Annotated in this window: 33 protein-coding genes; 13 read left to right on the plus strand and 20 right to left on the minus strand. The window is 32.6% G+C overall.

Annotated elements, in window-relative coordinates:
- Positions 1 to 2: 2 nt before the first annotated feature.
- Positions 3 to 851, minus strand: coding sequence for a CBS domain-containing protein (locus K5790_RS00910; protein WP_297591841.1), 849 nt, complete (start codon positions 849 to 851; stop codon positions 3 to 5).
- Between the two features lie 128 nt (positions 852 to 979).
- Here K5790_RS00910 and K5790_RS00915 point away from each other — a divergent pair, with 128 nt between their 5' ends.
- The 4 genes from K5790_RS00915 (at position 980) to K5790_RS00930 (ending at position 3,369) form a co-directional block, all read left to right on the plus strand.
- Positions 980 to 1,396 (plus strand): universal stress protein, encoded by a 417-nt coding sequence (locus tag K5790_RS00915; protein WP_297591842.1) that lies wholly within the window; start codon positions 980 to 982, stop codon positions 1,394 to 1,396.
- Between the two features lie 66 nt (positions 1,397 to 1,462).
- On the plus strand, positions 1,463 to 1,777 hold the full coding sequence (locus tag K5790_RS00920; RefSeq protein WP_297591843.1) for a hypothetical protein: 315 nt from the start codon (positions 1,463 to 1,465) through the stop codon (positions 1,775 to 1,777).
- A 56-nt stretch (positions 1,778 to 1,833) separates the two neighbouring features.
- On the plus strand, positions 1,834 to 2,919 hold the full coding sequence (locus K5790_RS00925) for a dienelactone hydrolase family protein (protein ID WP_297591844.1): 1,086 nt from the start codon (positions 1,834 to 1,836) through the stop codon (positions 2,917 to 2,919).
- A 48-nt stretch (positions 2,920 to 2,967) separates the two neighbouring features.
- On the plus strand, positions 2,968 to 3,369 hold the full coding sequence (locus K5790_RS00930) for a CBS domain-containing protein (protein WP_297591845.1): 402 nt from the start codon (positions 2,968 to 2,970) through the stop codon (positions 3,367 to 3,369).
- Here K5790_RS00930 and K5790_RS00935 read toward each other — a convergent pair.
- A complete protein-coding gene (locus K5790_RS00935) occupies positions 3,366 to 3,791 on the minus strand; it encodes a hypothetical protein (protein WP_297591846.1) in 426 nt (141 codons plus the stop codon). The two genes, K5790_RS00930 and K5790_RS00935, sit on opposite strands and share 4 nt — an antisense overlap.
- Positions 3,792 to 3,839: 48 nt before the next feature.
- On the opposite strand from K5790_RS00935, the gene K5790_RS00940 reads away from it, so the two are divergent.
- A complete protein-coding gene (locus tag K5790_RS00940; protein ID WP_297591847.1) occupies positions 3,840 to 4,394 on the plus strand; it encodes a DNA-3-methyladenine glycosylase I in 555 nt (184 codons plus the stop codon).
- Here the strand turns inward: K5790_RS00940 and K5790_RS00945 are convergent, their stop codons facing one another.
- Positions 4,395 to 4,700: a hypothetical protein gene (locus K5790_RS00945; protein ID WP_297591848.1), complete on the minus strand. Its 306-nt coding sequence runs from the start codon at positions 4,698 to 4,700 to the stop codon at positions 4,395 to 4,397.
- Between the two features lie 105 nt (positions 4,701 to 4,805).
- On the opposite strand from K5790_RS00945, the gene K5790_RS00950 reads away from it, so the two are divergent.
- The 3 genes from K5790_RS00950 (at position 4,806) to K5790_RS00960 (ending at position 7,034) form a co-directional block, all read left to right on the plus strand.
- On the plus strand, positions 4,806 to 6,071 hold the full coding sequence (locus K5790_RS00950; RefSeq protein WP_297591849.1) for a divalent metal cation transporter: 1,266 nt from the start codon (positions 4,806 to 4,808) through the stop codon (positions 6,069 to 6,071).
- Between the two features lie 73 nt (positions 6,072 to 6,144).
- Positions 6,145 to 6,660 carry a ferritin gene (locus K5790_RS00955; protein WP_367182849.1) on the plus strand — a complete coding sequence of 172 codons (516 nt, stop codon included), beginning with the start codon at positions 6,145 to 6,147 and terminating at the stop codon, positions 6,658 to 6,660.
- Positions 6,661 to 6,701: 41 nt separating this feature from the next.
- Positions 6,702 to 7,034, plus strand: coding sequence for a hypothetical protein (locus tag K5790_RS00960; protein WP_297591851.1), 333 nt, complete (start codon positions 6,702 to 6,704; stop codon positions 7,032 to 7,034).
- A 293-nt stretch (positions 7,035 to 7,327) separates the two neighbouring features.
- Here the strand turns inward: K5790_RS00960 and K5790_RS00965 are convergent, their stop codons facing one another.
- The 3 genes from K5790_RS00965 to K5790_RS00975 are packed head-to-tail and all read right to left on the minus strand — an operon-like array spanning position 7,328 to position 8,014.
- Positions 7,328 to 7,501 (minus strand): hypothetical protein, encoded by a 174-nt coding sequence (locus K5790_RS00965; RefSeq protein ID WP_297591852.1) that lies wholly within the window; start codon positions 7,499 to 7,501, stop codon positions 7,328 to 7,330.
- 34 nt (positions 7,502 to 7,535) lie between these two features.
- The gene (locus tag K5790_RS00970; protein WP_297591853.1) at positions 7,536 to 7,835 is read right to left on the minus strand and encodes a hypothetical protein; all 300 of its coding nucleotides are present in this window, start codon (positions 7,833 to 7,835) and stop codon (positions 7,536 to 7,538) included.
- Positions 7,836 to 7,864: 29 nt separating this feature from the next.
- Entirely contained in the window at positions 7,865 to 8,014 is a 150-nt protein-coding gene (locus K5790_RS00975; RefSeq protein WP_297591854.1) for a hypothetical protein, read from the minus strand.
- A gap of 229 nt (positions 8,015 to 8,243) precedes the next feature.
- Here K5790_RS00975 and K5790_RS00980 point away from each other — a divergent pair, with 229 nt between their 5' ends.
- Entirely contained in the window at positions 8,244 to 8,684 is a 441-nt protein-coding gene (locus tag K5790_RS00980) for a pyridoxamine 5'-phosphate oxidase family protein (RefSeq protein WP_297591855.1), read from the plus strand.
- Here K5790_RS00980 and K5790_RS00985 read toward each other — a convergent pair.
- From K5790_RS00985 to K5790_RS01025, 9 genes are all read right to left on the minus strand, one after another.
- Positions 8,679 to 9,449, minus strand: a complete 771-nt coding sequence (locus K5790_RS00985; protein ID WP_297591856.1) for a DNA repair protein — start codon at positions 9,447 to 9,449, stop codon at positions 8,679 to 8,681. The two genes, K5790_RS00980 and K5790_RS00985, sit on opposite strands and share 6 nt — an antisense overlap.
- 39 nt (positions 9,450 to 9,488) lie before the next feature.
- A complete protein-coding gene (locus K5790_RS00990) occupies positions 9,489 to 9,686 on the minus strand; it encodes a hypothetical protein (RefSeq protein ID WP_297591857.1) in 198 nt (65 codons plus the stop codon).
- Positions 9,687 to 9,688: 2 nt separating this feature from the next.
- Positions 9,689 to 11,275, minus strand: coding sequence for a lysine--tRNA ligase (gene lysS / locus K5790_RS00995; protein ID WP_297591858.1), 1,587 nt, complete (start codon positions 11,273 to 11,275; stop codon positions 9,689 to 9,691).
- A 6-nt stretch (positions 11,276 to 11,281) separates the two neighbouring features.
- The gene (locus tag K5790_RS01000) at positions 11,282 to 12,868 is read right to left on the minus strand and encodes an elongator complex protein 3 (RefSeq protein WP_297591859.1); all 1,587 of its coding nucleotides are present in this window, start codon (positions 12,866 to 12,868) and stop codon (positions 11,282 to 11,284) included.
- A gap of 56 nt (positions 12,869 to 12,924) precedes the next feature.
- Positions 12,925 to 13,500, minus strand: coding sequence for a hypothetical protein (locus K5790_RS01005; protein WP_297591860.1), 576 nt, complete (start codon positions 13,498 to 13,500; stop codon positions 12,925 to 12,927).
- A gap of 82 nt (positions 13,501 to 13,582) precedes the next feature.
- A complete protein-coding gene (locus tag K5790_RS01010) occupies positions 13,583 to 14,833 on the minus strand; it encodes a cation:proton antiporter (protein ID WP_297591861.1) in 1,251 nt (416 codons plus the stop codon).
- A gap of 64 nt (positions 14,834 to 14,897) precedes the next feature.
- On the minus strand, positions 14,898 to 15,920 hold the full coding sequence (gene purM, locus K5790_RS01015) for a phosphoribosylformylglycinamidine cyclo-ligase (protein WP_297591862.1): 1,023 nt from the start codon (positions 15,918 to 15,920) through the stop codon (positions 14,898 to 14,900).
- A gap of 49 nt (positions 15,921 to 15,969) precedes the next feature.
- Entirely contained in the window at positions 15,970 to 16,695 is a 726-nt protein-coding gene (locus tag K5790_RS01020) for a PAC2 family protein (RefSeq protein ID WP_297591863.1), read from the minus strand.
- A 106-nt stretch (positions 16,696 to 16,801) separates the two neighbouring features.
- A complete protein-coding gene (locus K5790_RS01025; RefSeq protein WP_297591864.1) occupies positions 16,802 to 17,164 on the minus strand; it encodes a hypothetical protein in 363 nt (120 codons plus the stop codon).
- A 182-nt stretch (positions 17,165 to 17,346) separates the two neighbouring features.
- Here K5790_RS01025 and K5790_RS01030 point away from each other — a divergent pair, with 182 nt between their 5' ends.
- Entirely contained in the window at positions 17,347 to 17,928 is a 582-nt protein-coding gene (locus tag K5790_RS01030; RefSeq protein ID WP_297591865.1) for a P-II family nitrogen regulator, read from the plus strand.
- Positions 17,929 to 18,020: 92 nt separating this feature from the next.
- Here the strand turns inward: K5790_RS01030 and K5790_RS01035 are convergent, their stop codons facing one another.
- Positions 18,021 to 18,158 carry a hypothetical protein gene (locus K5790_RS01035; protein WP_297591866.1) on the minus strand — a complete coding sequence of 46 codons (138 nt, stop codon included), beginning with the start codon at positions 18,156 to 18,158 and terminating at the stop codon, positions 18,021 to 18,023.
- Positions 18,159 to 18,488 (minus strand): P-II family nitrogen regulator, encoded by a 330-nt coding sequence (locus K5790_RS01040; RefSeq protein WP_297591867.1) that lies wholly within the window; start codon positions 18,486 to 18,488, stop codon positions 18,159 to 18,161.
- A 115-nt stretch (positions 18,489 to 18,603) separates the two neighbouring features.
- Here K5790_RS01040 and K5790_RS01045 point away from each other — a divergent pair, with 115 nt between their 5' ends.
- From K5790_RS01045 to K5790_RS01055, 3 genes are all read left to right on the plus strand, one after another.
- Positions 18,604 to 19,932, plus strand: coding sequence for an ammonium transporter (locus tag K5790_RS01045; RefSeq protein ID WP_297591868.1), 1,329 nt, complete (start codon positions 18,604 to 18,606; stop codon positions 19,930 to 19,932).
- Positions 19,929 to 20,297 (plus strand): DUF6659 family protein, encoded by a 369-nt coding sequence (locus tag K5790_RS01050; RefSeq protein ID WP_297591869.1) that lies wholly within the window; start codon positions 19,929 to 19,931, stop codon positions 20,295 to 20,297. The genes K5790_RS01045 and K5790_RS01050 overlap by 4 nt, the downstream gene beginning before the upstream one ends.
- Positions 20,298 to 20,426: 129 nt before the next feature.
- Positions 20,427 to 21,362, plus strand: coding sequence for a calcium/sodium antiporter (locus tag K5790_RS01055; RefSeq protein ID WP_297591870.1), 936 nt, complete (start codon positions 20,427 to 20,429; stop codon positions 21,360 to 21,362).
- A gap of 17 nt (positions 21,363 to 21,379) precedes the next feature.
- Here the strand turns inward: K5790_RS01055 and K5790_RS01060 are convergent, their stop codons facing one another.
- From K5790_RS01060 to cofG, 3 genes are read right to left on the minus strand one after another with little or no spacing between them, the layout of a single operon-like run.
- Positions 21,380 to 22,738, minus strand: a complete 1,359-nt coding sequence (locus K5790_RS01060; RefSeq protein ID WP_297591871.1) for a TldD/PmbA family protein — start codon at positions 22,736 to 22,738, stop codon at positions 21,380 to 21,382.
- Entirely contained in the window at positions 22,739 to 23,995 is a 1,257-nt protein-coding gene (cofH, locus tag K5790_RS01065; RefSeq protein WP_297591872.1) for a 5-amino-6-(D-ribitylamino)uracil--L-tyrosine 4-hydroxyphenyl transferase CofH, read from the minus strand.
- A complete protein-coding gene (gene cofG, locus K5790_RS01070; RefSeq protein ID WP_297591873.1) occupies positions 23,992 to 25,161 on the minus strand; it encodes a 7,8-didemethyl-8-hydroxy-5-deazariboflavin synthase subunit CofG in 1,170 nt (389 codons plus the stop codon). Before cofG ends, cofH begins: the two co-directional genes overlap by 4 nt.
- Positions 25,162 to 25,199 lie beyond the last annotated feature (38 nt).

The following is a 25,199-nucleotide window of genomic DNA, read 5'->3' on the forward strand; positions in this document are numbered from 1 at the left end:
AATTATTTCAAAAATGCCATAGCTTTTACAATATCTGATTTACTGATTATTCCAATAATGCTTCCATGACCAGATAGCACTCCAGCTCCGTTGATGTTTTTCTCTAATAGAATTGTTCCTGCTTTTGCTAAATCCTCATCATAATCTACAGAAACAATGTTTTTACTCATAACATCGCTAGCCTTTACACTCCCACCAAATCCTGATTCCGAAATGAATCCTTTTCTAGGAAATATTACTGAAATTACTGGATCTGTGTTATCTAGAACATCCTCATATTTTCCTTGTTTTAATGCTAATTCAAACAAATCTCTAAAAGTAACTATTCCTACTGGCATTTCGTCATGATCACGTAGAATTACTCTGGAAATCTTCTCATCAATCATTTTTGTAACTACTTTGTATAGTGGGGTGTCCAAGTATTGCCAGGCATAGTATGGCGACATGTACTCTCCTACTATTTTCTCACCTGCATGTGTTTTGGTAAAATATCTCACAAGATCTGTCTTTGTTAAAATGCCTACAACTTCATCGTTTGATTTTACAACCAAAGAACCAATTGCTTTTTTTAGCATTATTTCTGCACATTCATCAAGGCTGGTATTTTCGTCTACTGAAATGATTTTTTTAACAATTTTTGATAATGGAATTTCATCTAGCTTTTGTTCTGTTTCATCTGTTAATAGGAACAATCCTAAATCTTTCTCAGATACTATTCCTGTAATTTTATTATTTTCTGTAACAAGTATTCTGCTCTTTTTTTCATCAATGATTTTTTTTAAGACATCAGCTAGATTTGAATCATGTTTAATTGTTCTAGGAGTATTTTTGTAATCCTTGGCGTATTTCATAATTTTACCAGTTCATTGTATAATAAATAAGACCAGACAATTACCATTGATGAAAATCAATCCTTCAGATAATATCATCTATGAAAATAACTTTCTCACTTAATATTGAAGATAAATTTGATTTTTTTATGGATTTAAACCGAATTTTAGTACCAATTGATGGCTCGAAAAAATCATTTGAAGCCTTGGATAGGGCAATAACTCTTGCAGGATTTACTCATGGACAAGTAACTGCAATTCATGTGATTCCGCATGTTTTGGAGGGTGGCACAAGAACAAAAGCTTTTGATAAACAACTTCAAGATGAAGGAAAGATTCTTTTACAAAAAGCAGCAAAACGAGCTGGAAATAAGAACGTCAAATTTACAACCAAATTACTAAGAGGTTCACCAAGCCATGTTACATTACATACTGCAAAATCTGGAAAGTTTGATCATATTGTTATGAGTACTACCGGTGCTGGTTCTGCATCAAATGATATGATAGGAAGTGTTTCAAATTATATTTTGCACAAATCAAAAATCCCTGTTTACCTAATAAAATAATTGGCACTAGTAAGAAAACTTACCCCTAGATTATATACCTAAAAAGCATAATTATGGTGAGGAGAAATGCAACAAACAACAAACAAACAAGCACCACGGCTAAAGTTCCTAGCAATTTTGGCTGCTGCAACTTCAGTAATACTAGTACTAACACTCACTCCTTGGAATATCGTTCCAACTCTAGTAACTGAGGATGTAACCGTCATTGCTGTAACTGATTACGGCTGTGTTGCAGAATCTATTTTGGGACACTCCGTTGTAGTTCCTAACTGTGGCGCAAGTGTTGGAGATGTAATATCTGCTTCATTTAACGTTCCAGCAATGGAAGTAAACGGATACTATGATAGAATTCAGGATAAACTGGCAACAGTGAATCCTTAATCTCTATTTTTTTGCTCAAACAATACTTTAAATTTTAATTAAGATATTTACAAACAATGCAAAATCAATTCCATTTACTTTCTTTGATTCTTTTACTCTCTCTAGGATTTGTTTCGTTTTCAATGATTAATGCTGAGCAATCCTCTGGAAAATCTGAATGGGATATCATGTCTTATGATGACTGTGATGATGTGTTATGTTCTGAAACAATATCTGCCCTATATGAAATTCCATCCATTGCTTATTTTCCACCTCCACTAAAGCAAATCTCCCAAGGTACTGATCCAAATAATGTCACATGTACGGAAGGCAAGGAATTAGTTTTGAAAAAATCCAATGGTTTACCAGCTTGCATTAATCCTGCAAGTGTTGAAAAATTAATTTCACGTGGCTGGGCAATTCATATTCTTCCTGATTATACTAATAAAAATAATAATTCTGAAATTTTTACAATGGGTAACTATAACACTACTTCTGAAACAGTAGATTACTTTGGTGATACAAGTGGCTATTTGGCAAAACCAACTACTGATGGAAATTATCCCGGTATTGTAATGATTCACGAATGGTGGGGATTAAATGATAATATCAAAGAGATGGCTGACAAACTTGCATCTCACGGCTATGTTGTATTGGCAATTGATCTTTATAATGGTAAAATCGGAACAACTTCTGAGCAAGCAAGGGAATTAGTTAGCAGTTATAATTTAGATGATGGGCTTGAGAACATGAATTCTGCAGTTTTATTTTTGACTGATAATTATTCTGTAGATAAGATTGGTTCAATTGGTTGGTGTTTTGGTGGAGGGCAGTCTCTAAACCTTGCTTTGAATAATAATGCAATGGATGCAACTGTAATTTATTATGGCAGTCTAATTACTGACTATGAAAAATTATCTTCAATTAATTGGCCTGTACTAGGAATATTTGCAGAACTTGATCAAGGGATTACTGTTGATACTGTAAATAAATTTGAAAAAACACTCAATGACTTAGAAATTCCAAATGAAATTAAAATTTATTCTGGAGTAAATCACGCTTTTGCAAATCCATCAGGTGACCGATATGCTCCTGAAGAATCAAAAGATGCATGGACTAAAACCATTTCATTTCTTGATTCTGCCTTAAAGAAAAATCTGTAATTTTTCTGCATGGTAAGATCTTAAATATCCCTTTCACAAAAGTTAGTAATGAGCCGTGAAGATCTCACTTTATCTGATATTCTTGTAGGAGATATTATGGCAAAAACCTTAATCAGTGTCAATACTTCTACTACCCTACTACAAATTGCAAAAATGATGGAACAAGGTAGAATTGGTGCAATTATTGTCAAAAAAGATGATAATCCATTTGGAATTGTAACTGATAGAGATTTTGCAACCAAGGTTGCTGCAAACAAATTATCATTAGATTCCCCAGTTGAAAAAATAATGTCCACCCCACTTATTACAATTAATCACGATGAACCCATTTCTACAGCTGCTAAAAGAATGACTGATAAAAAAATCAGAAAACTTGCAGTAACTAATAATGGGAACATTGTAGGAATTATTACATCTACTGATCTTGTAACACAACTAGCAAAAAACTAAAACGTTTTAGTTTTTCTTAGAAAAAATGTCACTGATGCCATATAGCATACAGTAGAAATAATTTCAGAGACTAATGATGCAATATATGGTTCAATACCTATCTCCAAAAAATAATATAATGACGGCCATCTTATTCCAAGATAAATTATTTCACCAATACCAAACGATGAAATCAAAGCAATTATCTCCCTTTTGATAATCTCTCTTTTCATGGACTTGTATCGTGATTTATTATCGTAATAGAATAGACATGAAAAAATTCCAAAATAAATTACATATCCAATAATTATTGTGATTGTTGTATTGAGATAATTTTCTTGATCTGATAGTAGCTGGGCTGCAACTGCAGAAAGTGATGCCGATATTATAAAGCATATTAGAAAATTCCTATTTATCTGAAGTAATTGCTGGTTTAGTTTCATACTTTATCTTTGGTAACTAATATTTTGTATTACTTGATAAACCAAACTATGAAGAATAGATGTGATTGGGCTAAAGAAGAACCAAATATCTCTTATCATGATAATGAATGGGGGAAACCTGTTCATGACGATCAAAAATTATTTGAATTTTTAATCTTAGAGGGCGCCCAAGCTGGTCTTTCATGGACTACGATTCTAAAGCGAAGGGATGGATATCGTAATGCCTTTTCAAATTTTAATCCTGAATTAGTTTCAAAATTTACTCAAAAAGATATAAAAAAACTAGTTAATGATGAATCTATTATTAGAAATAAACTAAAAATCACTTCGGCAATAAACAATGCAATCAAGTTTTTACAAATTCAAAAAGAGTTTGGTTCTTTTGATTCTTACTTGTGGGGGTTTGTAAATAATAAACCAATTAAAAACACTTTCAAAAAATTATCAGAACTTCCAGCATCAACTGAAATCTCAACTAAATTAAGTAAGGATCTTAAACAGAGAGGCTTTACATTTGTTGGACCGACCATCTGTTATGCCTTTATGCAGGCAGTTGGCATGGTAAATGATCATACATCTGACTGTTATTTGTTCAAAAAATGATTAACTGGACTGGAATTTTTTCAGTGTATCACTATACAAGTTCATCGGCACAATTTTTACTGTACTTATTGCCGAAATCCCAACATCTATGCAAAGCTTCTCAATATCATGTGCATTAACTGCGTCTATAATGATAGTCCATTCATGTTCTAAAACAGACATGTAGAATTCTTTTACTTTGACATTTTCATATTTTTGACTTTCTGATTCTAATTTTTCTCCTAACTTCATGAATATTTTTCTACTTTCTTCATTGTTAATTGGACATGATTCTGGGCTGTGAATTGCAGAAACTCCAAAAAGCATAAGGAAATTATTTCTCACCGATATTTAAATCTGAATTTATTTCCTAATGATTATTTTTTTTTCAAATCTAGGTTATAAACAAGATTTTTGAATGTCAATATTGTAATGAATGAAAAATTTTCAAGGTTTTCAAAAACTGCGGGACCTGGAATATTATTTGCAAGTACTGCAATTGGGGTGTCTCATTTAATTCAATCCACCAGAGCAGGTGCTGATTTTGGTTTGTTGATCCTTGGGTTTGTGATACTAGTTACTTTACTAAAATATCCTTTCTTTGAATATGGTTCTCGTTATGCAAACTCTACACAAACAAGTATAATTGATGGATACAAAAAACTTGGAAAACCTGCACTGTGGTTATATTTTCTTTTAACAATATCTTCAATGTTTTTTGTTACTGGGGCAGTAGGGTTTGTTACTGCTGGATTTTTTGAGAATCTTTTTGGAATTAATATTCTAGGTGATTGGACTGTTGTTATTTTATTTGCCATGTGTGTTGCAATTTTAGCGATTGGAAGATACAATGCTTTGGATAGTTTGATTAAGATTATTGCTATTGTGCTATTGATTTCAACAGTCTCGGCATTCCTACTGACTTTATGGAATGGACCCGTTGAGTCCGTAGATGATTTTACTCCTAAAGAATTATTTGATATGGCTGGAATTTTTTTCCTGTTGGCCTTGATGGGATGGATGCCAACAGCTCTTGATCTTTCTAGTTGGAACAGCTTGTGGACTTTGGAAAGAATTAAACAGACAAACTACAAGCCAAAATTACAAGAGACATTATTTGAATTTAGATTAGCATATCTTGTTACTGGAATTCTTGCAATAATGTTTGTCATCTTAGGCACCTTCATTTTCTTTGGGTCTGGAGTTGAATTACCGAACGATAATTCACAATTTGCACACCATGTTGTAACACTATATACTCATACTATTGGCAATTGGAGCTACATCGTAATTGCAGCTTCTGCATTTACAGTGATGTTTGGTACTATTATTGCTGTTTTTGATGGATACTCTAGATCCATGCAAAGAACAGTAGAATTAATTTTTTCTACAAATGAATTTACAAAATATCCAAAATTCCGGATTTTTTATACTGTTTTTCTGTTTGTTTTGGCAATTGGTGCACTTTTGGTGATTTTTCAATTCCAAAATAATTTCAAAGAGTTAGTTGATTTTGCAACGGTATTATCTTTTGTAATAGCGCCTATTATTGCAATTTTTAATTTTAGACTAGTCACAGGTAAATTTCTTGCAAAAGAACATCATCCGTCATTATTACTTAAAATTCTAAGCTATTCTGGAATAGTTTTCCTAAGTGGATTTGCAGTTTTCTTTTTAATAACTAAATTCATACTATGAAGGATTTATTGCGTTTAATCTAACTAATTTAGCAAGTTTTTTTAATAGAAAAGAACCAGTAACAATGAAAACAATGAAACTCTCTCCAAAAATAAAAAAGGCACTCAATGATCAAATACTTCTTGAAGCTTCTGCCTCAAATAGCTATCTTGCAATGGCTACATGGTGTGAAGTAACAGGATATCAAGGCGCTGCAAACTATTTTTACGCACAATCTGATGAAGAAAGAACTCATATGCTCAAAATAGTTCATTTTCTAAATGATCTTGGAGCTACTGCCACAATCCCTGCAATTAAAGCACCAGTTAGTTCTTACAAATCTCTTGAAACCTTAATCAAGACTGCATTAAAAAACGAACAAGCAGTTACAAAGGCAATTCACAAAATTGTTGAGATGACCCAAAAAGAAAAAGATCATTCTACATATGCATTTCTAGAATGGTTTGTTAACGAGCAAGTACAAGAAGAAACAAAATTTGAAACCATATTACAAAAGTTTGATCTTCTTGGTAGAGACAAACTTGGAATCAATGAGATTGACAAGTATCTTGCATCAGAAGCTACAACCACTAATGAACCTGCAGCATAGATTTCTAAAATAATTAATACCTCCTGATTTTCTATTTCTTCATGACTGTTACAGTTACACGAAAACCAGGTGGTGTAACACAACTATTCAATACTGAAACCGGTAGAGTTTCTTACAAATGCAAAGCAGACTCTGCCTATATGCTAATTGAGGCCTTTGGTGGAATTGTAAAGTTTAACAAAAAAGGTGCAATGGCTACAGTAACTGGCCACATCACATCACTTGATTCCTGTGATGTGCTCAAAAAAGGACATCCAGAGTATAAAGACGCGTTATCTTCAATAATATCTTCACATAAAGAATTTGCAAAACAAGTCTCTGAATTTTACCAAAATGAAATTAATGACCTTGAAAATAAATTGTCTGGACTTTAACTCTGAAATTTTTCACATTTACATCCTTTAACAACACATTTGTCTTTTCCATTCAAGTGAATGGAATTATCATGATAGCAACCAATTTTTTATTATTGCATTTCATTTTTTAAGAAATTATTTTTTATTCTGTGCCTCTAGGCATATCATGAACTTTGCCAATATGGAGAGCCAATTCTACAACATCTGAACCAAAATCTTCCCCACAAAATCTACAATGAAATGTATACTGATTTGACATGATCAACTACTAATTTCATATTGTATTAAAAAGTAATGATCTATGTTTTTATTCAACCATAAATCATGCAGTGCTCGCACTCGCATACTTCTTGCTGTTTTGCTTTCTTCAAACATTTTCTGTGTTGACCAGCTTGACACTGTACACAAATCTCATCTAGATTATCAACACTTGTATATTTTTTAGATTGATCAAATCCAAATCCCCCATCTCTTGGCCCTACCATGTATTTACAATACTGATGTAGTATTTTTACTTCTCTAATTGATTGCTGATCTAATTGAATCTACTAATTCGTTTTTGTGTGTCTCTATGATTCCTCTAATTTCAAAAGTATCTACATAACCACCAGCTGATGCACGAGTAGCTTTCAGCAAATAATGTAATGATCCTTCTTCAATTTTTCCAACATAATATCCATAAAGAAAATCTAATTCGTTATTACACTTCCAAATTTTTTTAATGTTTGGAAAAGTTTGTTTTATTTCTGTTGGAATTTCTTGTATTCTTCGTTTAATGTATTGGTCTAATGATTTTCTAATTGAAGAATCTTGAAGCATTATGATCATGATAATTCAAAACTTGCTTTTTAGTTCTTATCTTTTTTATCCTTTTTTTCATCATCTGGATTATCCCACATATGCATTGTTCCTCGAATCATAAAAGAACCGACAATTATTGCAACTAATCCTCCAACAATAAATACAAAAAATTTACCAATATCTTTGATGCCTGCCACTAATACTAGATCTACTGTCAGTCTAATTATAATTGTCTGGGAAATTCAATTAGATTCAATAGTGAGACTGGCTTTTTCCCATCAAATGTCTAAAATTAAACAGATAGCAGCTTGGATTGCAATAATTGGTGGCGGAATTGCATTCTTCTTCTTTTCAATTGAGATGGCAGAAATCATGAGATAATTCTAAAAAGTAAATACATTGTAGTGATTTGTAGTAACATTAGATATGATCTCTGAAGAAATTAAAGAATTTTTAAGTCAACAACGACTTGGATATGTTGCTACGGTAACTCCTAATGGCAAACCAAACTTGTCTCCAAAAGGAACAATCATTGGTTGGAATAATACAAGTTTAGCTTTTGCAGACATTAGGTCTCCTGATACCATTACTAATTTAAAAAATAATTCTAATGTTGAAATTAATGTGATTGACCCTCTTTTACGCAAGGGGTATCTCTTCAAGGGTGAGGCTAGAATCATTACTGACTCAAATCTTTATGCTGACATTCTTGCATATTATAGAAGTATAGGGGTGAAAAGTCCAATCAATTCAATTGTGATGGTAAGCGTTTCTCATGTATCCGAGGTTACTTCCCCCCTATATGATTTGGGGATATCTGAGCAAGAAATAAAATCAAAGTGGAAAAAACATTTTGCAAATCTATGATGCTAATTTTTTTAGTTTTTCAAGTTCTTGTTTAGTTATTTCGTGTTCTTCTCTCTCTCTTTCTAGTAATCCTTGAATAGTTTCTAATTCTTTTTGTGTCATGTTGAGTTTTGATTTTAAAGAACCAACTACTGCACCTGCAGCTTCAATAATTCCTGCTGAACTTTTTTGATTTGTATCATGTCCCTGAATGAATTCTTTTTCTTTAGGTGTAAGTATACTTGTGTCTTCAAATTGATCTTTTTTATTTAATTCTTCTTTAGCATTGTATAGTCTAGCGTTTGCTTCGTCAAGTTCTTTTTGAGATTCTGCTTGTTGTTTTCTAATACTGCTTAGTGTTGATTGTTCGTTAGATATTTCTTCTTTTAATTCTTCATGTTTTTTAGTAACTTCCTCTAATTCTTCTTTCATTTTTGAAAGAGTTTCTTTAGTCTTGTTAAAATCACTAATTGATTTTGAATCATTAATTTTTTGTGAATTTTTAATTTTTTCTAGGAGTCCTTTATGTTCACGTTGGATTACGTCTAACTCCATCTTTTTCTGATTTAATTCTTTTTTGACTAACATTAAATTACTAACTGTGGCCGAATATTCTTCTTTTACAGTCTGAATCTTTTGTGTAACATTTGAGATTTCTTCTTGTTTTTCTCTAAATTCTTTTTGCAGGTTCTCTACTTCTGATTCCAATTGTTCTTTGAGTATGTACTCTTCACTGTTTTCAGAAATTTTTTCCTCTTCGATTTTCTTTTTACCAAAAAACCCCATGTCTCTAAACGTTATTCTCCAAAAGATGAACCTTTCTTATTATTGCTTTTCTCGATTCCTAAAAAATTTTAGGTAGAATCCTATTGAGCCAATTATTAGCCCTCCAACCAAGGAAATTGTGCCTAATTCAGGCATATTTGGATAGATATTTGGAGCAAGAAATAGTAACAGAGCTCCAAAAATTATTAATGCAAATCCTCCATTGTTCTTTGTTTTATTGTGATCTCCGTGAACCATACTTACACATACTCTGAAAGTGTTTTTGCTACTTGTTTTCTTCCAATATCTGAAATGAATGGACCAATTTTTGGTCCTCTTGATGTGCCAAGAATTATTTGATATAATACTTTAAAGAAATCTTTTGGTTGTACATCATTTGATTTTGCAATTTGGTAAATTGTATTTTGAATATCTTCAGGTTCTTCTTCTGCACCAAGTGCACCCACTAGAATTTTTAGTGCTTTTTTTGTTGCATCATCAATTTCTACTTGAATTTTTTCTTGCTGATCAAACTCATCTGCATAATTACCTGCAATCTTGATAAGGTTTTCAATTTCTGGTTCTGGATTTTTAATTACTCCGTAATCTAACAGCTTTTTCATTACTCTTTCATCTCTATTTTCTTTGAAGATTTTTGCTAATTCAATTAAAAGTCTGTAATTAACATGAATGCTAGATTGTTTTGGTGGATTTAGTAAATTTACATATTCATAAAGACCTTTCATCTTGGTAAGTTTTGCTGGATTGTCTACTTTGATTTTTCCAAAATAGATATCTTCTAACTCGTTGTATTCATTCATTAATGATGGTATGTCATCTAAACCAAGCTCTCTGGCACCTGTAATTCTTTTGTACAGTAATAATAGAATTGATTTTGGACTTCCAAATTCTAACCATCTTTGTGCAGTTAATACATTTCCTAATGACTTTGAAATCTTTTTTCCTCCTTTATCTAAAAACATCTCATATTTTACATGGTGAGGATGTGGAAAATCTAAAATCTCATCAGATACCCAATCATTTACTTTAACTGAATCCATGATGTCTTTTCCATATGCTTCAAATCTGATATCAAATGCTGACCATCTTGCTGCAAATTCTACTTTCCAGGCTAATTTTCCAAGATCTTTTGTAATGTCTGCTTCTCCCTCATGATTGCATCCTTTGACATTCTTTCCACCAATTTCTGCATCATGGCATCGATACTTTACTTTCTTCTCTTCTGCAATGTATTCTGTAGCTTCTGCGGTATACAATCGATTACAATTTGCACATACTGGAAAATATGGTAAATATTTCTGATATTTTTCTTGCCCGACTAATTCTGAAATCTTTTCACCGATTTTAGAACTGTTTTGCAATATTGTGTGAATTTGTTCTTTTAGTAATCCTTGGTTGTAAGTGTCTTTAGCTCTCCTAAATTCATATTTTATCCCAACACTATCTAATCCGTCAAGAAGAATACTGCTCATGTGCATTCCGTATGAATCATGGCATCCAAAAGGATCAGGAATCAATGATACTGGTTTTGCCAGATGCTCTTCAAGTGAATCAGGAAACCCTGCTGGAATCTTCCTTAATCCATCAAGATCATCTGAATAAGCAATTAATTCTGATTTGTATCCTAAATTCTCTAATGCTAATTTAACACCATAAGCTCTTACTGCATCTCCTAAACTTCCAATATGTGGAACTCCAGATGCTCCAAGTCCACTTTCAACTCTTAAAATATCTAAATTTCTTCCAAGAGATTTCTCTCTTTCAAGTAATTCTGAAGCTAATTTATCAATCCAAGTACCTTTACCAATAATTTCTTGCTCTGACATTGTTTACTAGCTCAATTGTTTGGACATGTATGGCCCATATAACGAATACCCCAGCTTTTGATAATATTCTCTAGTTCCAACTGCACTAATTACAAGTATTTTCTTTGAATCAAATTCTTCTTTAGCAATCTTTTCTGCCTCTCTCATCAAATTCTTTCCTAGTCCTGAATGCTGAATCTCGTTATCTTCTTTCTCCCCCAGTTTTAATGATTTTCCATAAACGTGAATTTCTCTAACAATACAAGAATCATTTCCTACTTCGTCTCTATGAGCATCAACACTAGGTTTTCTTAATCTTAAAAATCCATAAATTGATTCATTTTTGTCTTCATATGACAAAAACACCTCTTTACCAGCTGAAGAGCCATAATCAATTCTGTTCATTTTGATGTCCATACTATTTGATTTTCTTTGAGATAACCCTGCCTCTCTACATCTGATGCATTTGCATGATAATCCTTGTTTTGCTAAATTTTGGTGAACTATTTGTCTTAGATTTCCTGATTTTGGACCTGCTATGATATCATTAGGTGAAATCTCTCTTTGTATTCTCATAATTCTTACCCATTTTGGAATGTTCTTTTTTACTTCAGTTAGAACTTTGATCATGTCCTCATCTGAATATGGTTTGTATTTTCCTTGCTGGAATTCCTCATAGAGTGGGGTATTTTCTATTACTAATGATGGGTAAATCTTCAACATGTCTGGACGTAAAGCAGAATCTGAAAATAATTTTTTAAAATCTGCAATGTCTCCCTCTGGAGTCATTGTTGGCAAACCTGGCATCATATGAGCAACTATTTTGTAACCTGCATCCTTTGAAATTTGGAAAGATTCTGTGACGTCATTATAATCATGACCTCTGTTAACAATTTGGTACACTCTTTCTTGTAATGATTGAACTCCGATCTCAATTCTTGTAATTCCATAGTTTAACATTAGATCCACATGTTCTTTTTTACAATAGTCCGGTTTTGTTTCAATTGTAAATCCTACATTTCTAATGGATGCATGTTCGTTGTTTGATTTTGCTTCCTGTAGATTTTTTGATTCTGTTCCATTTAGTGCATCATAACATGATTTGATAAAATTTTCTTGATAGTCTTTTGGCATAAATAGAAAAGTTCCTCCGACAATCACAATCTCCATTTTTGACGGATCATGTCCAAATGCTATTAGCTTATCAATTTTTGATATGATTTGTAATTTTGGGTCATATTCATTTTCAATTGCATTTAGTGTAGATGGTTCTTTTCCTGTGTAACTGTTTGGTGAATTTGATTCAATACCTCCTGGACAATAGGTGCATCTACCATGCGGGCATGCATATGGTTTAGGCATTAATGCTACAACCGATACTCCTGATGCAGTTTTTGCAGGTTTTTTTAACAAAACTTTTCTCAATTTTTTAAAATCTGACTCATTTGCCATGGATAGAATTTCATAATTTCTAGGAATTCTGTCTAGAGAATACTTTAAGCAAATTTTTTTTATTTCTTCTTTGACTTGACTTTTGTTAGGCTCAGAAATTGTAAGGAGATTCTGTGTAATTTCACTACATGCTTTAGAAAAATCTGAACTCATTTTATTCATGTTTATTCAAATTCTTATTGACATAAATTCGTTAAATAATTTAATTTTCTCAAATTTTATCTTTGTTTGCTTATTTTTCTTTTTGAACTCTTTTTTCTCTTGACTGTCTTTTTCTTGGTTGCACTCTTTCTAGCTGGTTTTCTCTTGACTGTCTTTTTCTTGGTTGCACTCTTTCTAGCTGGTTTTCTCTTGACTGTCTTTTTCTTAATTTGTTTAAGATTTTTTAATTTGGCAATTTCCTCTTGAATTGACTTAATTTCTTCACGAATGTGATTTTTGGAGTCTATCTTTGAGTACACAAAATTAACAATTTTCTGATAATCTACTCCTATCTCTGTTCTGATTAAAAATAACTCATTAGAATTTAATGGGATGCTAACTAATGCTGCTTTTTCAAATTCTGTAATGGCTGATCTTTCTTTTCCTATTTTATATGCTAAATTAGTATAGAGTTCTCTTTTCTGTATTGCATAATGCATTGACATTTTTGATTCGTCTTTAGTGAGTATTTGCTCAACGTTATTTTTTGGTCCTCCTGCAACCAATTCTCCCTTGGTATTTACTATTCCTGCAAATTTTACTTGAGGATAAAGATTGAGAACTTGCTTTGATAGTTCACTATAATCTATCAATTCCTTTCTCCAGTTAATTTAATCTCTAATAACATGATTTATCATTTGAAATTTTCTATATAATTTAAGACTATTTGCTGATTTATTCTGGTTTTTGCTCAAGGCTTTGTTCAGTTGAACTAGTATTATTTTTTTGTTCTTTTCTGTATTCCATTTTCAACCATATTGGCGTGATTATCGTTGTTACTGCAACCATGATGACAATTGTAGAATATACTTCTGATGTTAGAATTCCTGCTGTTACTCCTACTCCTGCAACAATTAATCCAACTTCTCCTCTTGATATCATTCCAATTCCTACCCTCATTCCTTGGGCTCTGTTTTTCAAAAATAACATTGCTGGCAATCCACATCCCAATAATTTTGTTACAACTGCAACGATAATCACTACTGAACTAATAATCAAAATATTCAAATCCACTGCTCTCAAATCCACTTGCGCTCCAATAATTGCAAAGAATAGTGGGGCAAAAATTAAACCAATTTTACCAATGTAGTTTTCAACTTTTTCAAATACCTTGGTAGTTGATAATGCCATTCCAACTGCAAACGCTCCTACAATCGGGGATAACCCTATGGATCCTGCAAGTGCAGCTGCTCCAAAAAATGATGCTGTTGCAATTCCTTCTACACTTCCTTTGGCCTTCCATAATCTTGGAGTGATGATTCTTGGAATTACTACTACTGCAACAATTAACATTATTGCAAAGAATCCTAAAACTTGTAAAATTGTAATTACCACTTCTGTGATATCTATATTGTCTACCCCGCCATCCGCACCTGCAATAGATGATACGACTGACAATACAGCAATAGCTAAAATATCATCTACCACTGCGGCCCCGATAATTAATCTAGCTTCAGGCGTTTTTATTTTACCAAATTCACTTAAGACTTGAATCGAAATAGCAATACTTGTTGCCGTAAGTGCAGTAGCAATTAACATTGATTGTAATGCATCAAAACCAAACATTTGAAAAACTACTAGACCTGCAAAAAATGGAACAACTACACCTAGTGTTCCTACTGTAAATGACGCTTTACCTCCTTTGAGAAATTCCTTGGGTGTCATCTCAAGTCCTGCCATAAACAATATGACGATAGCCCCCATCTCTCCTAAAATTTTTATTTCATCATTAATTTGCAACAATTGTTTTCCATCAACTACAAAAAACCCTCCCAATGCAAATGGTCCTACTATCATTCCTGCCAAAAGTTCTCCAAGAACAATTGGAAGTTTTAATCTGAGGAAAAGTTCTGCCATTAATTTGGCTGCAAACAACAGTATTCCTACACCGATAATTGTTTGAATAAAATGTGCCTCTGCTGCCATCTCTGTAATTACTTTAGAAATGTGTCATATAAGGTGATACTCTGAAAAATTATTTTTTACTTCATTATGCAATTTTTTTAGAGTTTACAAAAACACCTTTCTTCGAAATGATCTCTCCAATTTCCTGACTTGAGATCTTGTATTTTTTGAAAATTGATCTAATTATTGAAGAATTTTCTTTTGGTGCAATCACACAGAATCCTACGCCCATGTTGAAAGTCTTGTACATTTCATCTGGTTTTACTCCTTGTTCCTCTACTAATCCCATTATTGGTGGTATTTTTGGAAGTGAGTCTATCTGATAACCGATCTTTTTTAGGCGTAATAATTTGGTAAATGCTCCTCCTGTAATATGAGCAAGTCCACTGACTTTGGTTTTTTGAATTATCTCCAAAACTGGTTTTGTGTATATCTCAGTTGGCTTTAGTAATTCCTCTCCTATCTTACCGACTCCTTTGATTTTGTCATTTATTGAATATTTTTTTAGTAATGCTTTTCTTGCAAGTGAATAACCATTTGAATGAATTCCACTACTGTTTGCCCCTATTATTACATCTCCTGTTTTTATTTTATTTCCTAGAACAATTTCTTTTTTTTCTACTAGCCCTACAACCATTCCTGCTAAATCAAATGCAAATCCTTTTCCATCAATAACATCTGGCATTATTGCAGTTTCTCCCCCAACTATTGGCATTGCAGATTTTTTTGCACCAGTAACTAACCCTTCGACAATTTTTTTGAATATTTGTTGATCATTTTTGTTTGCTGCAATATAATCTACAAATGAAATTGGTGTTGCACCTATGCAAATTATGTCATTTACATTCATTGCAACACAATCAATACCTATTGTGTTGTATTTTTTCATCATATTTGCAATTACTACTTTGGTTCCTACGCCGTCTGTATGTGTTGCCAAAAGCTTTCCTCCTGGAATTTCAACAATTCCTGCATAATGACCAAATCCATGTGTTATCTTTGCTTTTTTCTGAAGTTTGTGAGTTGATGAAATTAATTTTCCAATTGCTAATTGACTCTGCTTTATTTTAGAAATATCTACACCTGCTTTCTTGTAGGTCAGAGTCATAGTTTGTTGCGCATCTGCTGTGAATAAAAGAATTTGCCTATTGTCTCGATCACATATACATTCCAGATATCTCTTCTCTATGCTTTACATATTTTTGAGACAATTCACTGAATTCTGAGTTTATTTTATCTCTGTTTTCTTGAAGTTCTTTTGTGTCTATGTTCATTTCATAGAATCTGTTTAATGCCTCAATTAACGTTGCAGCAGCCGCAGAATCTGGTGCGGTGTTGTTTGCCTTTACTAATAATGTCACTCCTTGAATCTCCCTCATGAGGCATTCATTTAGTATCCCTCCTGGAATTCCTGTTATGAATCCCTGTGGAATCATATTGATATCCTTATCTGCCATTGTTCTAACTAGATCTTCTTCAGCTGCACAATATGCCTTTTTGTCATGTTCTGCACTTGCAACTCCATCTAGAATGACGATCTCTTTTGATCCCTTCATTGCTGCCCAATCTAAAATTGATGATACTAGAGAATAGATTCCATCCATTCGCAATGTTATCTCACAAATTATTGCACAAACTGTTCCTTTCTGATTTGCATAGAATCTAAATGGATGACGTAATCTCCCTCTCATGAATACTGTTGATGGTGGAAGATATTTTGATCTCATTAATCCAATTTCAGTCATTTCCAATTTTTCTATAATGTGATTGATTGCAACTGGTCCTACTAATCCTGCTCCTACAAACCCTGCAAATATTATGGGGCTGTTTAGTTCTACTTTCTTAGTTTCATATACTTCTGCTTCTGGAAATTCACTTTTCACGGTTTACGTCGATTTCTTCTATCTAATTACTTTGCTGAGCAAGTCTTTTGCACTCTTTTGGTTAGGTTGTTTTCAGTACTTTTTTCTGTCATGGTATTTGCATGTTTTATTTTTCTTCATACTGGTTGTCTTTTTGCATGAATAAACTCAACATGACTCTTCCCTTGTCTGTGATTGTGTAAATTACGTTTGCTCCTACTGCCTCTTTTTTTATGAAGTTGTAATCTACACATAGATGTAGATAATTCAAAAATGATTTTTTCATTCTGATCTTTGATTTTGAATATAGATCTGAGAATGTCATTGGATTTCCTCTGAGTTGATATAGTAATTTCAAGAGTGATAGAGTGCTGTAATCTCTTGTTCTTGCTTTTACTGCATCGAGAATCTGCTCATCTCTTTTTATGATAAAATCCCCAAATTGGTCTGCCACTTCTAGTGGCACATATGTTAGTCTTGCTCGCATCATACCGTATGGTACGGTACATTACCTTATTAGTCTTTAACTTGAGTTTTCTTGATCATTCTAGCTGATTTTTTTACACCTACATTATGTTTTTAGTATGAATAAAGCGATCAAAATAGTGATTTTTGATTTAATATCTGACAATAAACAATTCTCATAAATACCCCTCCAATGTGAAATTTTTCATGAAAAAAATTGAGGCTGTAATTAAAAGAAAAAATTTTCCATCTATTAAGACCCTCTTGAGTACTGTTGGGACTTACATTATTGATAAAAGAAATTTAGATGATAACCAAATTTATGATGAATCAAAAGGTTCTCGCATTGGTTCTAGTGGACTTCAGTCAATACCCTTAGCAAAAATCGAGATGGTTGTATCAGATAAGGATGCAAGAAAAGTTGTTGAGATGATTTCCAAAAATTCTGGTCTGTCATCAAATCATGGAGGAAAAATCTTTGTTTCTGAAATGGAAGAAGTTGTGGACATGGATACTCTTGATGGAAATCAAGATCTTGAAATTCTTGAATTACCAAAAACTAAATCTCGTTCATTACCTAAACGTAGTAGGTTTGTTCCATTACAAAAATTTACTTTGCATAAACTACAAGTAGTTTATGAGGAAAACAAAGAAAAACTTAGAGATGATTATAGAATAAAATCATTTAGTGATTTCACAAACTATTGTATCATGAAATCTCTTCCTGCATTAGAAAAACAATTGAAAAACCCTACAATGCTTTACGAAAATAATTTTGGTGATTTTTAACAATTACATTACTGGCAAAAACAAATACAATCCAATTAATGTCATACCTACTACTGCAAGTGATAATTTTGCTATGAAAATTTTTGATACTATCATACTGCTAGACCCATAAGTAAGGGTACAACTATGATTCCAATTATTGCTGCAACTTTAACATAGTCTCTAGCATTAAGTGGTTTTATCTCTTCTCTGTGAAACAATTTACTTTTACGTAAAAAATCAATTTTCATCTAAATTGTCACTTCCCCTTCATCATCTGTAATGATGTCTACTGCTCTGAGAATTTGTGATATGAAAATTTTACCTACTCTTGCATTTTTTTTAATAATGCTGACAACTTCGTCTTCTTTGGAATCTGGAATGATTACCTCCAACTTGTATTTATCGCTAAATTGGGGAACAAAAATTTCACTTCCTTTTGAGGCATGAATTTCAGGACCTGGATTCTTTCCCCTTCCTCTAACTTTGGAGACTGTTAGGCCTCCAACCTTGATCTCTTTGAGACCTTCGCTAATGTTCATGACATCATTATTTCCTAAAATAACTTCTACTTTGAGCATTTAGTAATCGATATGATAATTACACAAATATAATTTCTGATTTTGATGTCCAAATGATAATCAATTGAGCATCAATTTTAGACATTGTTATTAATTTTAAGATAATTTTTTCATTATGGTTTTGGACTCTGGGGATACAGCATGGATGCTTGTCGCTGGAAGTCTTGTTCTGTTGATGATTCCTGCATTAGGTCTTTTTGAGTCTGGTTTACTTCGAAAAAAGAACGCTGCTTCAATCTTCATGCAGATTTTCTTTGGTTTGGCATTGTTGAGTGTGATGTGGTTTGTATTTGGATTTAGTTTATCATTTGGCCCTTCATCTCAAGGATTAGTTGGAAATATGGATTGGGTATTTTTGAAAGGCGTTCCGTCTGATGCTCCATTAGAACAATATGCTCCAACAATTCCAGGGGTACTCTTTGTTAAATTCCAATTAATGTTTGCAGCAATTACTCCTCTATTGCTTACTGGAACTATTGCAGAGAGAATGAAGTTTAGTTCATTTATCATATTTATTGCTGCATGGTCAATGTTGATCTATTATCCATTAGTTCATTGGGTTTGGGGTGGCGGTTGGTTAGCTCAACTTGGTGTAGTTGATTTTGCAGGTGGTATAGTGATTCATACTAGTGTTGGAATGGCAGCCTTAGCTGCTGCATTGGTACTTGGAAAGAGAAGACACTATGGCCCTGCTATAATGATTCCACACAGCATCCCTCTTGCAGTTCTTGGCTCATCATTGTTATGGCTTGGTTGGTTTGGTTTCAATGCAGGCAGTGCATTGTCTGCTTCGGGCGGAGTTGCTGGAAACACTGTAATTGTAACTCATATGGCATCCTCAGTTTCTGCTTTAATTTGGGCTGGACTTTCTTGGGTTAGAACAGGAAAACCTTCTGTTGTGGCAACAATTAATGGTGCGATTGCAGGACTTGCTGGAATTACCCCTGCTTCAGGATTTGTTAGTGCTGAACATGCATTTGTAATTGGAATTGCAATTGGTGTTATCTCTTATTCTGGTGTGGTGTTGTTTAAAGAAAAATTAAAAATTGATGATGCCCTTGATGTTAGCTCTGTTCACGGAGTTGCAGGAATAGTTGGTGCACTAGCAATTGGAATCTTTGCAAGTACTGCAATAAATCCTGGTGGTGTTGATGGATTACTATTTGGAAATCCAGATCAATTATGGATTCAAGCAGTTGGTGTAGGTGTTGCAGCTGCCATGGGATTTGGTGGAACCTGGGTTATATTACAAGTACTTAAACATCTAATCGGAATTAGAGTTTCACCTGAAGTAGAAGATATTGGATTGGATATAAGTGAACATGCAGAATCTGCATATTCTGAGGAAGAAGAATTTATGCTTGATATGGATGATTACACTGAAAATTTGAAAGACAAAGATGAAATATTTAGAAAGAAAAAAACATCTGGGACAAAAAATTGACAATCCATTATGACGAGTTAACTAAACATGTTCTGGATTTAGATCCTCATGTGAGGTTTGCTGGGATAGCAAATATCAAAGGAGAGATAGTAGCAGGAGGTCCCAAAGAAAATGTTGAACAGATGTTGTCTGGAGATCAAGTTAGCATGTCAATACACTATGCAATCCAAAAAAGAGAACTTTATACTAATTTAGCATACAAAATAGGAAAAGAAAGATCTTCAATTACTGAATATGAAAAAGTAACAATGATTACCGTTCCAATAAATTCAAACGAATTATTTCTGATTAGTACTGAACCACGTTCAGATTATTTTAAAATAATTGATTATGTGCACTCAAAATTAGATTTTGAGACAAATTGAATAAATAAATTTTTACGAGTTTACCTGAAATTTGTGCCTAAATCTACTCTCATCATTAATTGGAATTGTTATAATTGTGAATTTTTAGTAAATCATCTCATTTAAACAATCATTATCTGAAATGATATTGTGGAAATTATTCTTAGTGCTATTCTGACAATTGTTGGATTAGTAATGTTGTGTTTTGGAGGTAATTGGTTAGTAAATGGTGGTGTTGTAATTGCCAAAAAATTTAGAATTAGCAATCTGGTAATTGGAATGACTATTGTAGCTTATGGAACATCTACTCCAGAACTTGCAGCCAGTGTTGCAGCAGCAGGTGAGCATAGTGCAATAATTTTAGGAAACATTGTTGGAAGCAATATTGCAAATATTGGAATGGTAATTGGCGTTGCAGCAATGATTGTTCCTGTAGTGGTGAACAAATCTCTTTTGCGAAAAGAAATTCCAATAATGTTAGCTGTTTCATTTCTACTTGTTTTGATTTCCATTGATGGTGAACTTTCACAATATGATGGTGTTTTGCTATTGTTTGGATTGGGGGTTTTTTCATATTATACAATTAAGGATGCACTAAAACATAGAGAGAAAAAGGATGAAAATTCAATTAAGGAAAAAAATAATGTCTATCTCAAAGCAATTGGTCTAATTGGAATTGGAATTGTTTTATTGTATGTTGGTGCTATTATCACCGTAGACAATGCGGTTATTTTAGCAAAAGAATTTGGTTTATCTGAAAAAATAATAGGATTGACAGTTATTGCTATTGGAACTTCTCTTCCAGAATTAATTACATCATTGTTAGCAATTAAGAAAGGCCATTCTGATATTGGTATTGGAAATATCATTGGAAGTAATATTTACAATATTTTGATGATCATGGGAGTTGGTGCTGCTCTAGGAGGTGTCATTATTAGTTCTGACGTCTATGTGGATTATGCGGTGATGATAATTTTTAGTGTGTCATTACTTATTGCTTTAAAGACAGGGGTTGTCAATAGGATTATGGGAGTTGGTCTTGCTATGGGGTATGTCGCCTATCTGATAATCACTTTTTTTAAATAATCTGTGCCTAACTTGTCTTAAATTGAATTAACTGCTATCTTTTGAACTCGAATTGATGGGGTTATTGATGGAAGAGATGCCCATTGTATCACGTTGATTTGATTATTTCCAATTCCTGAAATATTTTTTAGCATTTTGGGCAGATTGTGAATAATTCTAACTGATTTTCCAGCACTTTTAATTTCTCCATTTTCAATTACTCTAATTCCGCTTCTTGCCGTACAAGAAAAGTCTCCTTTAATTGGATTTACTGCATATGTATACCATAATCTCCCAATCAATAATCCGTGTTTAGTATCTTTGATTAATTCATTTTGAGAATAATCTCCATTAGGTATTGTGAGATTATGTGGTGCTGATATTGTAATTGGATCTGAACTTCTTCCCATAGGTGATCCTATTCTACATGCATTTCCTGATGATTTTTTTCCTTCTTTGTAACTGTCAAATAAATTAGAAAAAGTATTTTTGAAAACTCCTTTTTCAATAAAATTTCTTTTTTCTGTCATCACTCCTTCATCGTCCACATGTTTTGTTCCAATCCCTTCTGGAATGTGTGGCTCATCACTTAATGTTAATTCGCTTATTGCTATTTTTTCATAATAATTATTTGAAAAACAACTTTTTTTTTCTGAAAATATTTTTAAATTAAAATTTGTTGCTATGACAAAAGCCAATAATTCCCCTACTGAATATGGCTCAAAAATAATATCATATTTCCCTGTATCTATTTTTTTAGGGTTAATTGATTCAATGCACATTGTTTTTGAATCTTCTCCAATTTTTTCAGGCAAAAAATTTGATAATGTTCTACAACATGCATGTCCAATTCCGGATACTGGGGCTGTGCCTGCTTCTGATTCTGTATTGATAATTCCAGAGACATATGTTGCTTTATCTTTAAAATTCAACCCATTAGAATTTTCCAATTCAAAATCTTCATAAACAATATTCAGTGATCCGGTTATCGCTTTTATTTTACTGTTACATGTAGAATTTATCATATTTTGTGCGATATCACTTGCTGTTTTACCTGATAGATCTTCAAGTTTTTTATCAAAGGTACCCTTAATTTTCTTTGAATTTGTTTTGTAAGGCAATCCCTTCCAAAAAATTCTTGGTTTTAAACTTGAAATTGATAAAAATGCCTCATCAATTGATTTTCCGATTTTTTCTTGATTTGTTGTTTGAAGAGAAATTATTTTTTTATTGTGAATTAACCTTATTCCGTAATTCTTATCGAAATTCTGTTTTATTTCTACAATTTCAGAATCTGTAATTCTAACAGTGGTGATCTTTTTTTTAACCACTACTATTTCTGTTTCATCAATTCCTATTTTTTTTGAATGACTTATTGCCTTTTCTAAGGCAGACAACTACTCTCTCCTTGGATTTGAATACTTGAATTTATTAATTTTGATTAATTCAACATATGATCCAAACTGTGATGTGTCTGTAACTTTGTCCAGTTCTTCTTCTAATTCGTTATCATTATCAAATTTTCGCAATATGTCATATTGAGTATTTCTTTCCGCAGGGATTCTTCCAATTTCTTTAACCATTCTTCTAATTTCTTTTGGTCTTAGTAGTTGCCCATATTCAGAACCAGCTGATGTGGAAATACTTTCGTTGATCAGTGTGCCTCCAAAATCATTTGCTCCCCACATTAGTAATAGCTGAGACATTTTTTGACCTTCTTTTACCCATGACATTTGTATGTTATTGATAAAATTGTTTAACATTATTCTAGCAATGGCATGTGTTAACAATACATCATTACCACTACCTCCTTTTCTAATTCCTTCATGCAATTGATGTTTGTACATTGGAGCTTCAGTGTGAATGAAATTTAAAGGCACAAATTCTGTAAAACCTTTTGTTTCTTTTTGAATATCTCTTAATTTTTCAATATGTTTGACTCTTTCTTCAAGAGTTTCTAAATGTCCAAACATCATTGTCGATGTAGTATTTATTCCTAAATTGTGGGCAGATTTGATGATTTTCTCCCATTCTTTAACAGTGATTCTTCCTGGAGATATTTTGTCTCTTAATTTTTGATCAAGGATTTCCGCTGATGTTCCTGGTAGTGTATTTACACCTGCTTCTTTCATTCTTTTTAGAAATTCCTCGATTGACACACCAGATCTTTTTGAACCATATAGTATTTCTTCAGGTGAAAATCCATGAATATGAATATTTGGTATCTCTTTTTTAATTTCTTTACAGATGTTTTCATACAAATCCCCTTCCATATCTGGAGGTAAACCCGCTTGAATGCAAACTTCTGTTGCTCCTAATTGATGTGCTTCTTTTGCCCTTCTTACAATTTCCTCTGTTGGAAGAAAATATCCTTCCTCCTCTCTAAAATCTCTACTAAATGCACAAAAACCACATTGTTTAATACAGACATTTGTAAAATTGATATTTCTGTTAACTACATATGATACAATCTCTCCTACTCTTCTCCTTCGTAATTCATCAGCTACAAATCCAACTAAATGAAAATCCACTCCTTGTGTTTTGTAAAGTTCTAATCCATCATTAGCGGATATTTCTTTTTCTGACAATGCATTGTTTAGAATATCTACCACAATTGGGTCGGCGTTTTTAAAAAGTGAGTCTATGTTTGTCATTTCCAATAATCCTCTCTTACCAAACCTTCCTCATCCTCAATTAATGATATCTTATCTCTTAACTCTTTGCCAATAAAAGAAAAGAATTCTGGATATACTGGAAACCTACACTTTAGTTCAAATCCTGATTTCTTTGAATTTTCATCTACTTTGTTGATTTCTGGCCACGAGAATTCTGGATTTACAAAATCTGGTGTTAAAGGAGATATTCCGCCCCAATCATTTATTCCAACTGAAAGAAAACTTTGATAAGATTTGGGTGATAGATTTGGTGGAATTTGTATGTTCATTTTAGGCATTAAGATTCTTGTGAGTGCAACCACTATTTTGAAATATTTTTCATCAGCAGATGGCATATTACTCATGATTGTATCTGACTTTGGTTGAAAGTTTTGTAAAATAACTTCTTGAATATTTTCATATTTTTGGTGCAGTTCTTTAATTGCGATTATTGAATCAATTATTTCTTCAATAGTTTCACCAATACCTACAAGAATCCCTGTTGTCATTGGAATGCCTAGTCTTCCGGAATTCTCTAAAACTTCCAATCTCTCTTTTGGTTTTTTACTTGATGCCAAGTAATGAGGCATTCCTTTTTTTGTCAGTCTGTCACTAACATTTTCAAGCATAACCCCCATCGATACATTTGTTTTCTTCAATTCTTTCATTTCTTGAAAAGTCAGATTTCCTGCATTTGTATGTGGAAATAATCCTGCTTCTAATGCCTGTTCTGATGAATGAATCAGATATTCGCTTGTTGATTTGAACCCGTTTTCTCGTAACCAATCTCGTGCTTCTTGATATTTTAGTTCAGGTTTTTCTCCAGTAACAAAGAGTGCCTCAACACATCTGTATTTTTTTGCTAGCTGTAAAAGATCAAAAATTTGTTGTTTTGACATTAATGATAATTTTCTCTCTCCTGGTTCAGATTTGTATGTACAATATGAACAGGTGTCTTTGCACAAATTCACAATATTGAAAAAAGCTTTTTTGGAGAATGTAACTGTGTTTTTTTTATATTTTGTTCTTAGTCTTTGTGCAGTGAAAAACAATTCATCAGATTCTGTTTTTGCTTTTTCAAAAATATTCAGGATGTCTTGACGATCGATTGTCTTGTTCTCTAATACGTTGTTTAAACTCTCAGAGTTTAAGACAATATTATTCAACAGAAAGAATTCTTGTCTAGCTGTATTTATGCTTGTAT

The sequence above is a fragment of the Nitrosopumilus sp. genome (assembly GCF_025698945.1).
Lineage (GTDB): Archaea > Thermoproteota > Nitrososphaeria > Nitrososphaerales > Nitrosopumilaceae > Nitrosopumilus.